The sequence below is a fragment of the Lysinibacillus sp. VIII_CA genome, assembly GCF_049943995.1.
Lineage (GTDB): Bacteria > Bacillota > Bacilli > Bacillales_A > Planococcaceae > Lysinibacillus > Lysinibacillus pinottii.
Genome location: NZ_JBNFXM010000004.1, coordinates 129442 through 145132 on the forward strand (window position 1 = coordinate 129442; position 15691 = coordinate 145132).

The window sequence follows — 15691 nt, forward strand, 5'->3', positions numbered from 1 at the left end:
GTTTTTTTATGAAAAATCAACCTTTCTAATATAATAAATTATAATAAAGTTTTGAGTTTTCCTATAAGAGTGGTAAATTCCGAAAATTCTCTCATTTTTATTCGGCTAATATGTATAATAAATAGAATAAAAGGAGGGAGTTTTGATGATGAAAACAATCGGCTTGATTGGCGGTATGAGCTGGGAATCCTCTGCTGAATATTATAGGTTAGTAAATGAACAGGTCAAACTACAGCTAGGGGGCCTTAATTCTGCTACATGTATTTTGTATAGTGTTGATTTCCAGCAAATTGAGCATTTTCAAGCGAGGGGACAATGGGACAAAGCTGGCATTGTGCTTGCGCAAGCCGCACTGTCACTTGAACGAGCAGGTGCAGATTTTATCGTTATATGTACCAATACGATGCATAAGGTCGTAGAGGTTATGGAGGAGGCCATCACTATCCCCATATTACATATTGCTGATGCCACGGCTCAACAAATAAAAAAGGCTGGACTACAAAAAGTAGCTCTCCTCGGCACTATGTACACAATGGAACAGGAATTTTATAGGTCGAGAGTAGAGGGCTATGGAATAGCGGTTATTGTGCCAGAACGTCATTCACGTATGGAAGTTAACCGGATCATTTATGAGGAATTATGTTTGGGGAGTATCATCCCAAATTCCAAGTCCTATTACATTCAAGTAATTAATGAGCTTGTGGAGGCAGGAGCGCAAGGAGTAATTCTTGGCTGTACCGAAATTGGCCTGCTCATTCAGCAGCAGGATATCCGTGTTCCAGTCTTTGATACAACGATGATTCATGCCCAGGCGGCGGTGTCAATGGCAATTCAGGAGGAAACGTAATATGCAGGGAAAGGTAAGGCAATTCGGCATTGAAGTGGGTGTGTTACCAGCTGGGCAGAAAAACTGTATTACTGATGTTGAAGGGGTACGAGTAGGACATGTCACATTGGATGAGTCGATAGATCATGAAGGAGCTTACGCCTGTACAGGTGTCACAGCTATTTTACCACACGGGGGGAATTTATTTCAGCACAAAGTTACAGCAGCTAGCCATGTGTTAAATGGTTTTGGCAAAACAACTGGGCTTGTGCAGGTGAATGAGCTAGGTGTGATTGAATCACCAATTATGCTCACAAATACTTTTGGTGTACCAGCCGTTATGCAGGGAGCACTACGTTATATGCTCGACATGAATGAGGATATAGGTCAAACGACTGGCACCATCAATATTGTTGTAGGTGAATGCAATGATAGCTATTTAAATTCCATCCGAGCATGTCCCGTAACACCTGAGCATGCCGTAGAAGCCATTCGTAATGCCTCTCCGAATACAGCACAGGAAGGGGCAATTGGCGCTGGAAAAGGAATGATGTGTTTTGGCTATAAAGGGGGAATTGGCTCCTCTTCTCGAATTGTCAAAGTTGATAAAGAAGAAATTAGCTATACGGTGGGCTGCATGGTGCTCAGTAATTTTGGGCACAGCTCAGAATTTTTAGCTGAACGTTATGCTGCTTCCTCCATCCAATGTGCATCGACCCTAGCGCCAACAGATGGTTCGATTATTATAGTCCTTGCCACCGATGCTCCACTAAGTAGTCGTCAGTTGAAGAGAGTCATTAAACGCTGTGGGATAGGTTTAGGTCGAACAGGCAGTCATTACTCACATGGCAGTGGAGACATTGTGATAGGCTTTACAACTGCACACAACATCCCACATATTTCTGAACAGCTTGTAGAAACAAGAACTCAACTCCGTGAGGATCATCCCGTGATGAATCAGTTATTTGCGGCTGCGGCAGAGGTAACTGAGGAAGCCATTCTCAATTCACTAGCTCAGGCACAAACCACAATTGGTCGCAACGGACATCAAGTAGAAGCCTACTCATTTCAAAAAGCATAGCGAAAAGGTTATTGAGACATAGACAGTGTTTCAATAACCTTTTTTTGCGTAAGTACACTAGATTCAACATTTTTTTAGCATGTGAGGGCCATGAGATGAATAAAATCCTTAAATAGAGGATAAAAGATATTTTTCGACGACATTTTGCTGGATTAGGAATCTTTTTAAGAGAATACCCACTAATTTGTAATAATTGTATTTTTATCTAGTCAATGCTAGAGAGATATGATAACATTCATTTTAAAAAACTGAATAATCTAATAATTAAGGAGGTGTTCTAGTATTGTAAACCTCTTTCAACCAATTGGAACGACTTCAAATGAAAATTCACCTGAGAGGCCATCTGTTATCGAAAGCCAAGAGCCTCTTATCGAGATTACAGGTTTTCATAGAAGAATTTTTGTTGAACCTATTTACTATCAGCAAAAGATTCCTAATAGTTTACGAAGCATTTATGTACGTGAAGGTTTGTTTGAACGCTTGCAGCATGCTTTGACCCTATTACCGGAGGATTTTAGCCTGCTAATCTATGATGGCTATCGCCCATTCCAAGTTCAACAGTATTTATTTAGTTATTTTTTAAAGCAATTGGCCCACATTCTGCCACATGCTACAGAACAAGAATTACTGCAGGCAACTAAAAAGTATGTCGCCTTACCAAGCGCAGAGGCTGCTCATTTAGCACCCCATTTAACAGGAGGTGCTATTGATATAACGCTTGCTGATAGACAAGGGAAAGCTTTGAATCTCGGTACAGCCTTTGATGAAATGAATGAAAAATCAGCTACACGCTATTTTGAACATAACTCAAATGAAAATCCAGAGGCTTGTCAACATCGACGTTTATTATACAACTGTATGACACAAGTAGGCTTTAGTAATTATGCAGAGGAATGGTGGCATTACGATTTTCATAACGTGGCGTGGGCAAGACGAGTTCAAGCTAAAACGGCCTGTTACGGAGCCATTCAGGTAACGATTCAAAATCATGAAATAAAGGAGATTCGATTCAATGAAGGTTTATATTAGCGCCGATATAGAAGGCATTACGGGTACAACTACCTGGAGTGAAACAGAGTTAAATGCACCTGACTATCAATTTTTTCAAAAACAAATGACACAAGAAGTAGAGGCTGCCATTGAAGGGGCGATAGCGGGGGGAGCAACAGAAATACTATTGAAGGATGCACACGATTCAGCACGCAATCTCGATATTTCTAATTTACCTATCAACTGTAAGGTAATTCGTGGCTGGACTTACGATCCGATGTGTATGGTTGCGGGTCTCGATCAAAGCTTTGACCGTGCGATTTTTATTGGCTATCACAGTAAAGGGGGAAGTGCGCGTAATCCGCTTGCCCATACACTTTGCACGTATGCAGATGTCAAAATAAATGGTGAGTATGCGAGTGAATTTTTAATTAATACGTATGCAGCGGCACTACATGGTGTTCCTGTTTCGTTTGTCAGTGGGGATGTTGGCTTGACTGAAGAAATTCAGACCGTCAATGAAAACATTGTGACCTTCGCGACAAAAGAAGGAATAGGGAATGCAACTATTAGTGTCAGCCCGAAGCTAACGCTTATGGAAACCAAAAGACTGGTAGAGTCCTCGATGAAGGTGCCACGTGAGCATATTCAGGTACCATTGCCAGAGCGCTTTATGATAGAAATCATATATCGAGATCATACACGGGCTTATCGTAATTCCTTTTATCCAAATGCCACATTTAAACCACATAATTCTGTAGAATTCAACACGGATGATTTTTATGAAGTACTACGTATTTTGCAATTTTTAACTTGACTGTGAGGATGGGCTTTAACTAAGGAACGTGTGAGCCAATAGGACACGCTGTTGTCATGTTGAATAAGTAGTTTTGGTTGGCATCTATAGAGAGAGGGTCAATAGAGACTGACCTAGCGAATGTTTGAAAAATCCTATTGAGGGTCATGTCATCAGTCCTTCCAATAGGATTTTCATTATAAAAAGAGGACTAGGGGGATGCATGTGAGAAAATATGGGTGGCTTTTCGTTTGTCTGGTCGTATTGTTTTGTGTAGCCTGCAATGATGAATCATCGAGTGAAAAAGCATCAGAATATCGCGTAGTGTATTCAGGGGAAATTAAAACATTAAATTATTTAAAAACGTCTGAAACGAATGAATTTGCGGTGGCGGCGAATATGGTGGATGGTCTCATTGAATATGATAAGTACGGGGTAGTCCAGCCAGGATTAGCGAAGGAATGGTCGGCAAATGAAGATGCCACTGTATGGACCTTTAAATTGCGTGATGACGCCAAATGGGTGACACATGAAGGGAAAGAATATGCGAATGTACTTGCACAGGATTTTGTGGACGGTTTACAATATGTTCTTGATGCCAAAAATGAATCCTCGACAGCCTGGATTGCGACAGTTGTAAAAAATGGAGAGGCATTCTATAACGGTGACATAACGGATTTCAAGCAGGTAGGCATAAAGGCGTTGGATGAACATACAGTAGAATATACTTTAGAAGCATCAACACCTTATTTTCTCTCTATGTTAAACTACGTTTGTTTCTTCCCAATGAATGGTAAGTTCATTGCAGAAAAAGGGGTGGACTTTGGCACAACACGGGAAAATTTCCTTTATAATGGCGCTTATATTTTAGATAAATTTGAGCCACAAAATGAGCGTGTTCTAGTAAAAAATAATACGTATTGGGATAAAGACAAAGTACTGATTGACCGTATCCGCTACAAATATAATAAAGAAGCAGCAACGGTAGCACCTGAACTGTTTTTACGTGGAGAAATTGATTCCGCAAGTATTCCTACTTCCATTATTGATGAATGGTTTAAGGATGATAAGAAAAAATCTCAAGTTCGTCAAACACAAAATAACTTCTATACCTACTTCTACGCTCTCAACTTTAACCCACAATTTGACGCAGAATATGAACCAGATAACTGGAAGGTCGCCGTCAACAACAAAAATTTCCGAAAATCAATATTTCATGCCCTGGACCGTGTTTCCGCCATGCTAACGATGGAGCCTTATAATCCAGCCGATTTGCTGAGCAACACGATTACCCCAAAAAACTTTGTAGATGTTGAAGGGGTAGATTACACACAATTAACGCCGCTTGCAGCTATTTCCAATGAAGACTCCTTTCATAAAGAACTAGCACTTGAGTTCAAAGAAAAAGCCAAAGCGGCATTAGCGGGAAAAGCTACATTCCCTGTAAAAGTGTTATTGCCATATAATGCTGGTAGTCCAGACTGGGCTAATCGTTCCCAAGTAGTGGAGCAGCAAATTGAAAAATTACTCGGGACAGATTATGTCGACATTATTGTTGAGGCAGGTCCAGCGACAGGCTTTTTATCTGAGGTGCGTCGTCCTGGTAAATTTGCGCTTTTAGAAGCGAACTGGGGTCCAGATTATGCGGATCCATCCACGTATACGGATCCATTTACAGTGGATGGTACTTATAATAAACCTGAATTAGCTGAGGGGTATACAGAAGCCAATGGAAAAACGACGTATCAAAACCTTGTGGATGAAGCAAAAGTAACGATTGATGTGGCAAAACGTTATGAGCTATTTGCAAAGGCAGAGGCCTTTTTAATTGAAGAAGCTTTTGTAATTCCCTATTCCGTGGGTGGTAGTGGCTATGTTGCATCTAAATTAAATCCTTTTGAGGCACAGTATTCACCATTTGGTGTGACTGCTGAGAAATTTAAAGGCCAGCAAGTTTTGGAAAAACCAATGAGTAATGAAGACTTTAAGAAAGCGCTTGCTCAGTGGGAACAAGAGCGTGCTGACGCTTTGGCTAATGCTAAAAAGTAGTAGGGGATCGTAGATGAAAAAGGAGATACCGAAAGGAACAGTCGGCATCTCCTTTAGTCTTTTTGACATAGGAGGATGGCGCGATGTTGCACTATATAGGAAAACGACTCTTACAATCTGTGTTCACCCTTTTTATTATTATTACTATTGTTTTTTCGTTATTACGATTAATGCCAGAGGAAGGATATTTAGGTGCGGCAGCCGATAAAATGTCTCCTGCTCAGCAAGAAATCTATTTAACGAATCTAGGATTACGGGATCCATTGCTTATCCAGCTAGGAAACTTTTACACGAAATTATTACAAGGGGATCTCGGGAAATCGGTGACCTATCGAACGGATGTACCTGTTACAACGATTATTGGGGACAAAATTATATATTCACTACTTTTTGGTTTAGGAGCTGTTGCCCTTTCACTCTTAATTGGTGTGCCGCTAGGTATTATGATGGCTTATCGTAAGGGGCGTTGGCTCGATCGACTTGGGACAGGCTATATTGTTTTTGTCGTAGCTGTACCTGCAGCTGTTTATTATTTAGTGATACAAATGTATATTACAGATCTTTTTCAATTGCCGATGCTCTTTGATGAATATAGACCGATTACATGGATTCTTCCATTAACCTCCATGGCGTTGGCTCCTACAGCCTCCTATGCGATGTGGATGAGACGTTATATGGTGGATGAATTGAACAAGGACTATATTAAACTTGCGAGAGCTAAGGGAGTAAAGGAACGAACATTAATGTTCAAGCATGTTTTACGAAATGCCTTTATCCCAATGGCGCAATATTTACCTGCCACTATTTTGTTCACCATTACGGGCTCTATTTATATAGAATCTTTGTATTCCATCCCAGGGATGGGGGGCTTACTCGTTGATGCGATTCAACGACAGGATAATACGATTGTCCAAGGCTTAGTGCTGGTGTTCTCCTCCCTTGGTATCATCGGACTTATTTTAGGGGATATTGCCATGGCGCTTGTTGATCCTCGGATTAAACTAGGCAAGGGAGGCGGAGTACGCTAATGGGCATGTATACGAATGAAATTCATAATATTTCTAATAAATCACGGGAAACATTGTTTGAATTTGTGGAAGTCGATGCGCGACAAGCAGAAGAAACAGGTCATTCTAATTACTCATATTGGCGTTCCACATGGCAATCCTTTTTGAAAAATCGACTAGCTGTGTTTTTATTAGTTGGCGTGCTTATAATTGTTGGGTTTACGATCCTACAGCCGTATTTACCAGCACAAAAATCACCAACGGAAATTTACCTAGATGAGCAAACTGGGATGCAGGCACGTAATATTTCCCCTAATGCTGAGTTTTGGTTTGGTACAAACTCAATTGGGCAGGATTTATGGTCACGAATTTGGGCGGGGACAAGGACATCCTTATTTATCGGCTGTGTAGTCGCTTTAGTAGAAGCCGTGGTTGGGATTACAGTTGGAACACTATGGGGCTTTTCGCGAAAGCTAGAGGTGCCTATTACACAACTGTATAACGTTGTTGATAATATCCCAACAACCATTGTCCTGATTTTAATGTCTTATATTTTACGACCAAGTATATCAACGATTATTATCGCCATGTGTATAACGGGGTGGGTGGAAATGGCTAGATTTATTCGCAATCAAATTGTTATTTTACGCGACCGTGAATACAACTTAGCCTCTAAATGCTTAGGGACACCGGATTACCGTATCATTTTTAAAAATCTACTACCCTATTTAATTTCTGTCATTATGTTACGGTTGAGTCTAGCTATTCCCTTTGCCATAGGGGCAGAGGTATTTTTAACGTATATTGGCTTAGGGCTGCCAATTAGTGAACCGTCCTTAGGTAATTTAATCAATGAAGGGCGTGTGCTCATGATGTCGCCAGACTTACGATATCAGCTAATTTTTCCGAGTATTGTATTAAGTGTCATTACTATTGCGTTTTATATTATTGGTAATTCCTTTGCAGATGCAGCAGATCCGAAAAACCATGTATAAGGAGATGAAATTAGTGACATCTAAAAAATCACGCCTATTAGTTATCCAAAATTTAGTCATTCAATTCACATTACGTGGTCGTGTATTAACAGCAATTCGAGATATTTCTCTGGATATTTATAAAGGGGAAAGCTTAGCTATTGTTGGTGAATCTGGTTCTGGCAAATCCGTGCTCATGAAGTCCATTATGGGCTTGCTCGACAAAAACGGCAGCATTAAAAAGGGCAGAATCATTTATCGAGCACAGGATCTAGGCCAATTTACGACAGAGCAAGAATGGCTTCGGATACGAGGAAAGGAAATAGCGATGGTGACGCAGGACCCGATGACATCTTTAAATCCGTTAAAAACGATCGGGAAGCAAATTGAGGAATGTGTATTGTTACATCAAGGCTTGAAGGGGAAGGAGGCTTATGAAGAAACATTAAAATTACTCACAGATGTTGGAATCCATGATGTGAAAAAACGCTATAAGCAATACCCACATGAATTTTCTGGTGGGATGCGTCAACGTATTGTCATTGCGATTGCGATCGCCTGTAAGCCAAATATTTTACTATGTGATGAACCAACAACCGCTTTAGATGTAACCATTCAAGCACAAATTTTGCAGCTATTAAAAAATCTCCAACAGAAGTATGGCTTAACGATTGTCTATATTACGCACGATTTAGGCGTCGTCGCCAAGGTGGCAGACCGTATCGCGGTGATGTATGCGGGTGATGTGATTGAGGTGGGGGAAACTCATGAAATTTTCTTTAATAGTAAGCACCCTTATACATGGGCCCTTATTTCCTCCTTACCGCAGCTCGGCTCCAAGGGAGAAGCGTTGTATTCGATCAAAGGGACGCCGCCCAATCTTTTTCAGGAAATAAAGGGTGATGCCTTTGCGCCGCGCAACGAATATGCGCTGAAAATTGATTTTATCGAGCGCCCACCTTTTTTTCAGGTTAGTGACACGCATTATGCACGAACATGGTTATTAGATCCACTTGCCCCAAAGGTAGAACCTCCTGCTGCCTTACAAGCCTTTTTTGCAGAGGGGAGGCAGTATGCTAGTGAGTGATAAAGAAGTGTTACTAGAAGTGAAAAATTTAACCGTCAATTTTGGCAAGGGGAAAGATACATTTACGGTCATTGATGATGTTAGTTTTCATATTTTTAAAGGCGAAACATTTGGTTTAGTAGGTGAATCAGGTTCAGGGAAAACAACGATTGGGCGGTCTATTATGCGCATCAACGAGGTTACAGAGGGACAAATTTTATATCATGGCAAAACTATTCATGGGAAAATTCCGAAAGATTGGGATTTGGAAATTACCCAGAAAATCCAAATGATTTTTCAGGACCCGATGGCGTCGCTCAATGAACGTGCAAAAGTTGATTATATCGTGTCGGAAGGATTATATCCTTTCAAAAAATATAAAGATGAGGCAGAACGTCAGGAAAAGGTACGCAAGGCACTATTAAACGTAGGTCTACTTCCAGAATTTTCGAATCGATTTCCTCACGAATTTTCTGGTGGTCAACGCCAACGTATTGGCATTGCTCGTGCATTAGTGATGGAACCAGAATTTATTATCGCTGATGAGCCAATATCTGCCTTAGACGTATCTATTCGGGCACAGGTATTGAATTTATTAGCAAATCTTCAACGGCAAAATCATTTAACCTTTTTATTTATTGCTCATGATCTATCCGTTGTCCGTTTTATCACGGATCGTACGGCCGTCATTTATAAAGGAAAAATTGTCGAGCTAGCCGAAACTGAGCGGCTTTTCATCCATCCACTTCATCCGTATACGAGAGCTTTACTATCAGCTGTACCGGAGCCAAACCCTTATAGGGAACGAGAGAAAGTGGTAGAGATTTATGATCCAACACAACATCGTTATGATGACAGTCCTCCTTCATTTGTGGAAATTGAGGATGGACATTTTATTTTAGCTAATGAAGAAGAATTAACAGTTTATCGTACTTTATTGAAACGGGAGGTAAATGAATGATTCGTCCAAAGGCTTTGAAAAAAGGTGACACAATTGGTCTACTAAGTGCTTCAGGTGCTACTCCACCGGAAAGATTACAGCCGGCTATAGCGAGTATTGAAAAGCTTGGGTTGAAGGTGGTCGTTGGAGAGACGTGTCACGTGCGACATGGTTATTTAGCGGGCACTGATCATCAGCGGGCGGCGGATGTTCATCGAATGTTTCAGGATCCAACGATTGACGGCATATTTTGTGTTCGTGGTGGCTATGGGGCAACGAAAATTTTACCACTTTTAGATTTTGAGGTAATGAGGGCGAATCCTAAAGTCTTTGCAGGCTATAGTGATGTGACGGCTTTACATATAGCCTTCAACCAGCTAAGTGGCTTTGTTACGTACCATACACCCATGCCTTCGACTGAGTTTATTAGGCAGGAAATGGACGATTATACTTGGCAATCCTTTTGTCAGCACATAATGGCAGAAGAGATGGAGGAGTATGACTTAAAAAATCCTGTAGATCAACCAATGTCTAAACTCGTAGCTGGAAGTGCTACAGGAACACTTATTGGGGGCAATTTAACATTAGTGACAGCATCACTTGGGACACCCTATGAAATTGATACAAAAGGGAAAATTCTATTTTTAGAAGATATTGATGAAAGTGAACAACGAGTTGACCGAATGTTAACGCAATTAAAGCTAGCGGGGAAATTAGATGACGTAGCAGGTATCTTATTAGGAGCATGGACCAATTGCGGACCTGAAAATCCACAAAAGCCAGAACAAAGTTTATCGCTACAAACGATTTTTGAGGAAATTCTAGTGCCTTTTAACAAACCCATTATTTCAGGAATAGCGTGTGGACACTGTTTACCAACGCTGTCACTGCCTTTAGGAAGAACTATTACGATGGATGCAGACAATCATCAGATTCGTGTTGTTAGGTAGGTGTCATATGGAGAAAATAATCCAAGACCTCCTCCATGAAACTCCCTACAAAGTGCACCTCTTTGTAAAAAATCCAAAGAATGAGCAATTCCTATTTAGCCATCAAATAGGGGAGGCATTTTCGAGTGCTAGTATTATTAAAGTGCCGATTCTTCTAGCTGCTTTAGCGTATTTTGAGAAATACAGCATATCCCTTCATTCGTCCTTACCCATATCTCCTGCTGATTGGGTAGATTTTAGTGTAATAAGCGAGCAACGTCTGACGCAAAGCACCGTTTATGAGCTACTAGTATGGATGATTATAACAAGTGACAATACAGCAACAAACGTCCTAATTGATGTAGTAGGAATGGAATTTTTAAATGATTATTTCCGTCAAATAGGCTTACAGGAAACGTTGCTACAGCGAAAAATGATGGATGTCGAGCGCCTTGCAATGGGTTTAGACAACTTTACGTCTGCATGGGACATGGCTCACCTTTTTACACGTATTTATCAACAGGATTTACTAGCACCACCTTACAATAGGCTTGTCATCGATATTTTAAATAGACAACGCGCACATGAAGGCTTAAAGCGCTACCTCGTAGATGATGTAAAGCTAGCCCATAAAACAGGAGGGCTTGACACAGTCGATCATGATGTAGGTATTGTCTACAGTAACTCAATTGATTATCTGATTGGTGTTTTCATAACAAACGTAACGGAAAATGAGTTGGCTCGCCAACTTATTGGTCGTTTTTCAAAAGTGGTTTATGACCATATGATGGAGCAGAGGGAGGAACAGCAATGAAGTCTATCATTAAAGCTATGATTGCCAATTTGCATGTCAAGCCTGATGAAACTTCTGAATTAATAGATGAAGTTTTTTATGGCATGACAGTAGATATTCTGACAGACTGTCATGAGGATTGGGTATATGTCCAAACTGCCTATCGTTATAAAGGATATTGTCAGAAGGCTGATTTGCTGCTGGATGAAGATAAGGTATCGTTATGGCATAGAGAAGCACAGCATATCATTATTCAAAGTTTTGCAGATGTTTTACAGCAGCCTCGTATCCAAAGCACAAAGCTGATGACTCTTGTGAAAGGTTCTAGTATAGGCGTTGTTACGCAAGAGGACGTACCAGAAGAATGGTCTGCTGTACAATTAGTGTCGGGAAAAATAGGCTATGTTCGCACTAAGTGGCTACAGGCAAAGCGATCTCAAACGCAAATAACCGAGCATTCTTTTCGAGAAAACGTGATCGAAACAGCGTTAGGCTATCTAGCTACACCTTATCGCTGGGGTGGCAAATCACCATTAGGAATCGATTGCTCCGGCTTATGTTCAATTGCTTATATGTTAAATGGGGTTACTATTTTTAGGGATGCTAAAATGGTGGAGGGCTTTCCTATTGTGAAAATAGAGAAAGAAAGTAGACAAAAAGGTGATTTGCTCTATTTTCCAGGTCATATAGCTTTATACATGGGCGATAATTTGTATGTTCATTCTTCCCTTGGTGGGAACGAAGTGACCATCAATAGCCTAGATAAACAGCATGCACTCTATCGTCACGATTTAGCGACAACCCTAACAGAAGTAGGTACTTTATTTCCGGAGAAGCCCAAGCTATAGGCTTCTCTTTTTAACTGCCATTAAGCAGCTAGCCAATGGCCAGTATGCTATATTAGAAAAAAATTGAAGGGTAGAAGGGGAGTAGTTGGATTAAGGTTTACACGTCGTCAATCATCGCTAGATATAATTGGACAGATATGAGTTTAAAAGGAAGATGGATGTCCATGTAGAAGGACGGGTTCCAAGAGCGAAAGTAAGAAATCTGTATGTTAAGGAGGAGGGTTCAAGAAATAAAGACAGATGTCCATGGGTTAACGAATGAAGTCCATAACTTAAAGAGAGGGGTTTATACACTTCAGAAGGATACTCAATAGCTAAAGCATCATAGGGGCGTTACATAATAGAATCCGTTATTCACCGACAAATCAATATAGAATGTCTTGCTTTATTAGGTCAAAGCCTATAAAGCTTTTTTTGATGGTCATTATTTCGGAGGGTTTGCCAAAATAAATAAAGGACAAACGCCAAAATATTGATGACAAATAATGCGACTAGCTGCCATAAACCAATTAAAAAAGTGACCATGTATAGATCAAAGGCTGCTTCACCGACAGGCATATGTGGGAAGGGTGTTAATTGACTATAATGCCACACGAAATAACAGGCTAGTGCAGTACCTTGTCCCACATAAATAAAGATCCAATGGATATAAAATGATATTTTTAGTCGCCAGCAACAAAGGAACAGATTCAATACAATTATCAACATTGGGAACAGGACTATTTGAAAAAAGCTTTCAGCTATTTGAGTCATAAATAATAAGTTGTAGCTAAGTTGAATGATTGGCAAAAGTACTAGGTTGATGATGATGAGGCTGAGTAGTTGTGTACGAGTCACTATAGTCCTATCCTTTCCTTGCCGCATTTTTACATAAGGACGTTTGAGAAAAAGATTGGTTTCGCAAAAAAAAACTCCATGCCCATTTTCTGAGCATGGAGATTATCGTCTAATAGTGATAAATATTTAATTGCATACCAGCTTCGAGTCGATCTGACCTTAGCTGATTCCATTGCTTAATAGAGGTCACGTTGACATTATAGACCTCTGCGATATCTACTATAGAGTCACCATCCGTGACTGTGATCGTTTTTTTATCCTTTACCGGGCTGTCATATTGCTGTAGGTCATATTGAGCGATAAGTGAATTCAATTTTTCATTATATTTTGAATCAGTGGCATAGGAGCCTGTTAAAAACTTCGTCGCATCAGTATAGGATTTGGTGTTACTTTTGAAAACACCTGCATAATATTCCTTGTTCCACGAAACTCCATTTCGCATTAGCTTTACATAGTCCTGCATAGAAGCCTCATAGGAAGGGTATTTACGGAAATCAGCCATAATGGTAGACAGATTACCTGATCCATCATCCTCAGACGTTTCGAGTTTCACGGAATTATTTTGATAGCTGCCTTTCATGCCAAACAGATTATAATTGGGGGCAGAGCCAAGACCACTTTGTCCGCTCTCGCTTTCGAGAATGGCTTGTGCAATCATCACAGAGGCATATAAGTCATTATTGGCACCGAGATTTCGTGCAGTTTCAGCGATTTTGCCGATAAATTCTTCTGCACTTGGGCGATCATCAATGACGACAGGCTCTTCTCTTTCTGTCGTATGAAACAATTGGGTCACCATAAAAAATGAAATACAAATAACCACGACAGCAATCAGAAGTCCTTTAAAAAAATTAACTACGTATTTCATGATAGGCTTGATGTTGGTAGTGACCACATCTCCCTCCCTTCTATTAAAAGTTTAGCTATCTCTTATTATGACAAAGAGTGAAAGAGAAATAAAGAAGTGTGTAAATAAATAGCTTATATCATTAATAGAACGTTGCGAACGTTAAATAGTTCCATGTCATTCCGCTGAATTGTCTATCTTAAAAGTTTGAGACATATATTGTTTAAATCTCTCAAAATATTGTTCGGAAGCCTCCCAGCGTCTAGTATTTAAAAAAGCTATCTCGTGGCGACCAAAATGGTTAGGTGGTTGGTAGTGTCGAGAAACATAGGATGGATTTTCTAATGAATAAAAATAATACGCTTCATCAGGCGTCTTAATTTCAATACGAGCATGAATAAAATCACCATCTTCATCCGTATAGGCCTGACGAAAACTATAATATTTAGAACCGTCCCAGAAACCATCGTTATCCTCGTCAAGCCCTTGAATTTCTGGATGTTGTAAAATTCGTTCTACATATTGTACCTCGATTTTAGGCACATAAAGGGTAGCGACATTTACACAAGTTAATAACATAATCCAGTGATCCTGAATATCCACTAAATTGTCCTGAGGTAAATCCGTAATGTCCCACCATTCATCTCCTTCATCGAATGATTTTCTCAATAGGGAGACGGTTTGATCTTCATTGAGCCAAATAAAATAATGATACTGGGAGGTTTTCATATAAATGCTATCATTCGTCTTGTCTCCGTCATCATCGATATGCGCTCGCTGAACAGTGAAATGCACACCATGTTCCTCAAGGTCAAAATAAGGCTTGTCTCCAGTCATCAAAATACACTTTGTTAGCTTTAGTATATTTTCCACATCGATGTGATGGTCCGTAAAATATACATGAGTTGCCTTCTTGATGTGGGGGATTTCCTTTAAATTAGTCAGTGCGGAGCGTCCTTCTTTAAGGATACTCACCAATGTGACGAATGAAAATTCAATCTCTTCTTCATCGTCATCCATATCATAAAAAACCTCGTCAATTAACACATCTTGTATACGGATAGGGAGTTCCTGAAAAACGCCATCTCCGTGCCAAATGTTGACGATACATTGCAGTGACTTCTGTCCATGAACGTTAAAGCGATACTCATCGTCTTGAACTAATACGTTTGCCTGAAGATGACCATTGACAATCGTTTCCCCATGATTATAGGAGCCACACAAAATATCCTCTACTGTCAGATGTCCGTGAACATAGATTTCCTGACCACCTACAGCTATATTTTTAGCTGTCAAATTGCCCATTACCATCAGTCCTATTGCACCATCCGTTTCTGCATTGTATAAATGATCTACCGTCAAATGACCATCAATAACAATAATGATCACATTGTCTTGCTGTGGGAAAGGAATGTCCCAATCCAAATCAAGAAAAGGAAGCTTCAAATCTCCCTCATAGTACGCAACAAGGTCGTTCTCACTAAAATCCGTGTAATGGCTTGCCCACCAAGAGTTTTCGGGAAACTTATCAGCCAGTTTGTTAATAGGTATAAATTGAAAGACATTCTTCATAGTTCACTACCTCCCAATTGCCGTTTTTTTTATCTTCTCATACGGAGGAATTAACAGTCAATTTAGTAGATTTATGTGTAATTAGGGATAAAATGCTATGATAAATAGTAAAGAGGTTTTACTACCATTGAGGAGT

The 15691-nt window shown here is 40.1% G+C and carries 15 protein-coding genes; 12 read left to right on the forward strand and 3 right to left on the reverse strand.

Annotated features, from left to right (window positions below; genetic code table 11):
* Positions 1–148: 148 nt before the first annotated feature.
* The 12 genes from ACP3VS_RS07925 (at position 149) to ACP3VS_RS07980 (ending at position 12299) form a co-directional block, all read left to right on the forward strand.
* The gene (locus tag ACP3VS_RS07925; protein ID WP_325881442.1) at positions 149–847 is read left to right on the forward strand and encodes an aspartate/glutamate racemase family protein; all 699 of its coding nucleotides are present in this window, start codon (positions 149–151) and stop codon (positions 845–847) included.
* A gap of 1 nt (position 848) precedes the next feature.
* Entirely contained in the window at positions 849–1907 is a 1059-nt protein-coding gene (locus tag ACP3VS_RS07930) for a P1 family peptidase (RefSeq protein ID WP_012293930.1), read from the forward strand.
* A 468-nt stretch (positions 1908–2375) separates the two neighbouring features.
* Positions 2376–2936: a M15 family metallopeptidase gene (locus tag ACP3VS_RS07935; protein WP_207889824.1), complete on the forward strand. Its 561-nt coding sequence runs from the start codon at positions 2376–2378 to the stop codon at positions 2934–2936.
* Entirely contained in the window at positions 2920–3714 is a 795-nt protein-coding gene (locus ACP3VS_RS07940; protein WP_012293932.1) for a M55 family metallopeptidase, read from the forward strand. Before ACP3VS_RS07935 ends, ACP3VS_RS07940 begins: the two co-directional genes overlap by 17 nt.
* Positions 3715–3912: 198 nt before the next feature.
* Positions 3913–5742, forward strand: coding sequence for a peptide ABC transporter substrate-binding protein (locus tag ACP3VS_RS07945; protein ID WP_426388519.1), 1830 nt, complete (start codon positions 3913–3915; stop codon positions 5740–5742).
* 83 nt (positions 5743–5825) lie between these two features.
* On the forward strand, positions 5826–6770 hold the full coding sequence (locus ACP3VS_RS07950) for an ABC transporter permease (RefSeq protein ID WP_036161306.1): 945 nt from the start codon (positions 5826–5828) through the stop codon (positions 6768–6770).
* Positions 6770–7744 carry an ABC transporter permease gene (locus ACP3VS_RS07955; protein WP_012293935.1) on the forward strand — a complete coding sequence of 325 codons (975 nt, stop codon included), beginning with the start codon at positions 6770–6772 and terminating at the stop codon, positions 7742–7744. The genes ACP3VS_RS07950 and ACP3VS_RS07955 overlap by 1 nt, the downstream gene beginning before the upstream one ends.
* Complete coding sequence (locus tag ACP3VS_RS07960; protein ID WP_012293936.1) at positions 7737–8810, forward strand: ABC transporter ATP-binding protein; 1074 nt, start codon at positions 7737–7739, stop codon at positions 8808–8810. The genes ACP3VS_RS07955 and ACP3VS_RS07960 overlap by 8 nt, the downstream gene beginning before the upstream one ends.
* Positions 8797–9750, forward strand: coding sequence for an ATP-binding cassette domain-containing protein (locus ACP3VS_RS07965; RefSeq protein WP_012293937.1), 954 nt, complete (start codon positions 8797–8799; stop codon positions 9748–9750). The genes ACP3VS_RS07960 and ACP3VS_RS07965 overlap by 14 nt, the downstream gene beginning before the upstream one ends.
* A complete protein-coding gene (locus ACP3VS_RS07970) occupies positions 9747–10679 on the forward strand; it encodes a S66 peptidase family protein (RefSeq protein ID WP_036167947.1) in 933 nt (310 codons plus the stop codon). The genes ACP3VS_RS07965 and ACP3VS_RS07970 overlap by 4 nt, the downstream gene beginning before the upstream one ends.
* Before the next feature lie 7 nt (positions 10680–10686).
* Positions 10687–11472: a serine hydrolase gene (locus ACP3VS_RS07975; protein WP_031419620.1), complete on the forward strand. Its 786-nt coding sequence runs from the start codon at positions 10687–10689 to the stop codon at positions 11470–11472.
* Entirely contained in the window at positions 11469–12299 is an 831-nt protein-coding gene (locus ACP3VS_RS07980; RefSeq protein WP_207889825.1) for a C40 family peptidase, read from the forward strand. Before ACP3VS_RS07975 ends, ACP3VS_RS07980 begins: the two co-directional genes overlap by 4 nt.
* Positions 12300–12692: 393 nt before the next feature.
* On the opposite strand, the gene ACP3VS_RS07985 is transcribed toward ACP3VS_RS07980, so the two are convergent.
* The 3 genes from ACP3VS_RS07985 to ACP3VS_RS07995 all read right to left on the reverse strand — a co-directional run bounded on the left by ACP3VS_RS07985 (position 12693) and on the right by ACP3VS_RS07995 (position 15555).
* A complete protein-coding gene (locus ACP3VS_RS07985; protein ID WP_230591380.1) occupies positions 12693–13136 on the reverse strand; it encodes a hypothetical protein in 444 nt (147 codons plus the stop codon).
* A gap of 109 nt (positions 13137–13245) precedes the next feature.
* Positions 13246–14031, reverse strand: coding sequence for a glucosaminidase domain-containing protein (locus ACP3VS_RS07990; protein WP_230584372.1), 786 nt, complete (start codon positions 14029–14031; stop codon positions 13246–13248).
* 129 nt (positions 14032–14160) lie between these two features.
* Entirely contained in the window at positions 14161–15555 is a 1395-nt protein-coding gene (locus ACP3VS_RS07995) for a hypothetical protein (protein ID WP_426388520.1), read from the reverse strand.
* Between the last annotated feature and the right edge of the window lie 136 nt (positions 15556–15691).

What these genes read in the sequence shown, in the direction of transcription:
- ACP3VS_RS07925 (WP_325881442.1), top strand. Translation starts at nt 149, where the DNA reads ATGAAAACAATCGGCTTGATTGGCGGTATGAGCTGGGAATCCTCTGCT.
- ACP3VS_RS07930 (WP_012293930.1), top strand. Translation starts at nt 849, where the DNA reads ATGCAGGGAAAGGTAAGGCAATTCGGCATTGAAGTGGGTGTGTTACCA.
- ACP3VS_RS07940 (WP_012293932.1), top strand. Translation starts at nt 2,920, where the DNA reads ATGAAGGTTTATATTAGCGCCGATATAGAAGGCATTACGGGTACAACT.
- ACP3VS_RS07945 (WP_426388519.1), top strand. Translation starts at nt 3,913, where the DNA reads ATGCATGTGAGAAAATATGGGTGGCTTTTCGTTTGTCTGGTCGTATTG.
- ACP3VS_RS07950 (WP_036161306.1), top strand. Translation starts at nt 5,826, where the DNA reads ATGTTGCACTATATAGGAAAACGACTCTTACAATCTGTGTTCACCCTT.
- ACP3VS_RS07955 (WP_012293935.1), top strand. Translation starts at nt 6,770, where the DNA reads ATGGGCATGTATACGAATGAAATTCATAATATTTCTAATAAATCACGG.
- ACP3VS_RS07960 (WP_012293936.1), top strand. Translation starts at nt 7,737, where the DNA reads ATGTATAAGGAGATGAAATTAGTGACATCTAAAAAATCACGCCTATTA.
- ACP3VS_RS07965 (WP_012293937.1), top strand. Translation starts at nt 8,797, where the DNA reads ATGCTAGTGAGTGATAAAGAAGTGTTACTAGAAGTGAAAAATTTAACC.
- ACP3VS_RS07970 (WP_036167947.1), top strand. Translation starts at nt 9,747, where the DNA reads ATGATTCGTCCAAAGGCTTTGAAAAAAGGTGACACAATTGGTCTACTA.
- ACP3VS_RS07975 (WP_031419620.1), top strand. Translation starts at nt 10,687, where the DNA reads ATGGAGAAAATAATCCAAGACCTCCTCCATGAAACTCCCTACAAAGTG.
- ACP3VS_RS07980 (WP_207889825.1), top strand. Translation starts at nt 11,469, where the DNA reads ATGAAGTCTATCATTAAAGCTATGATTGCCAATTTGCATGTCAAGCCT.
- ACP3VS_RS07995 (WP_426388520.1), bottom strand. Translation starts at nt 15,555, where the DNA reads ATGAAGAATGTCTTTCAATTTATACCTATTAACAAACTGGCTGATAAG.